Genomic DNA, 1,151 nt, shown 5'->3' with positions numbered 1-1,151 from the left:
GGAAGGTCTGATCAAAGCGCCCTGAAGCTTGGATTTCAGCGTCGAGCGCTCGATCGACCTCGATTTGATCAAAATTGCGCCATTTCTGGCGGCTTTCGACGGGTTTCCCCGTCCACCAGACGGATTTACCCCGACGGCTGCAGCAAACGTCGCCGCGCCATCCACAGGTTCGACAGCGCGAACAACGTCAGCACCTGCGCCGTGTTCTTCGCCAGGCCGCGGTAACGCACCTTGGTGTAGCCGAACTGACGCTTCACCACCCGGAACGGGTGCTCCACCTTCGCCCGAATGCTGGCCTTGAAGTGCTCCCAGCGTTCGGCGTACTTGCGCTCGCGCGTGTTCTTCATCGAACGGAGCTTCGACGGCTTCTCGGCAATCCAGAACGCAGCCTCCACGCCTTGCAACTCCTCGCGCTTGTCCGCACCGGTGTAGCCGCTGTCGCCTGTAATCGTGTCTTCCTTGCCGTGCAGCAGCTTGTGCACCTGCGTCACGTCGTTCACGTTCGCCGCCGTGCATTCCACGTGGTGCACCAGGCCCGACTCTTCGTCCACGCCAATGTGCGCCTTCATCCCGAAGTGCCACTGGTTGCCCTTCTTCGTCTGGTGCATCTCCGGGTCACGCTCGCCGTCCTTGTTCTTCGTCGAGCTGGGCGCCGCGATGATCGTGGCATCCACGATCGTCCCTGCTTTCAGGCTCTGGCCCTTGCGTGCCAGGTGCCCGTTCACCCGCTCCAGGATCTGCGGCGCCAGATCATGCGTTTCCAGCAGCCGTCGGAAATTGAGGATCGTGGTCTCGTCGGGAATGTTGTCCAGTCCACCCAGGCGGGCGAAGCGGCGCATCACCGGCATCTCGTACAGCGCCTCTTCCATGCCCGGGTCGCTCAGCGCGTACCACTGCTGCAGGAAGTGAATGCGCAGCATCGTCGCCAGCGGATACGGCTGTCGGCCACGCTGGCCCATCTTCGGGTAGTGCGGAACGATCAACGCCAACAGCGCGTTCCAGGGCACCACCTGCTCCATCTCCGCCAGGAAGACCTCGCGCCGCGTCTTCTTGCGCTTGCCCGTGTGTTCCGCGTCCCCGAAGCTCAGCTGCATCGTCGTCATCCGTCGAACCTTGCGCTATTGTCGCCGAAGGATTTGTTCAGAGCATCC

The 1,151-nt window shown here is 62.4% G+C and carries 1 protein-coding gene; it reads right to left on the bottom strand.

Annotated elements, in window-relative coordinates; translation table 11 throughout:
• Positions 1-125 precede the first annotated feature (125 nt).
• A complete protein-coding gene (locus ACVOLS_RS21550) occupies positions 126-1,094 on the bottom strand; it encodes an IS5 family transposase (protein ID WP_108184331.1) in 969 nt (322 codons plus the stop codon).
• Between the last annotated feature and the right edge of the window lie 57 nt (positions 1,095-1,151).

It is taken from the genome of Stenotrophomonas sp. STEN038, assembly GCF_056759895.1.
The sequence above is the reverse complement of the archived record's forward strand: the minus strand, read 5'-3'. Positions and strand labels throughout refer to the sequence as shown.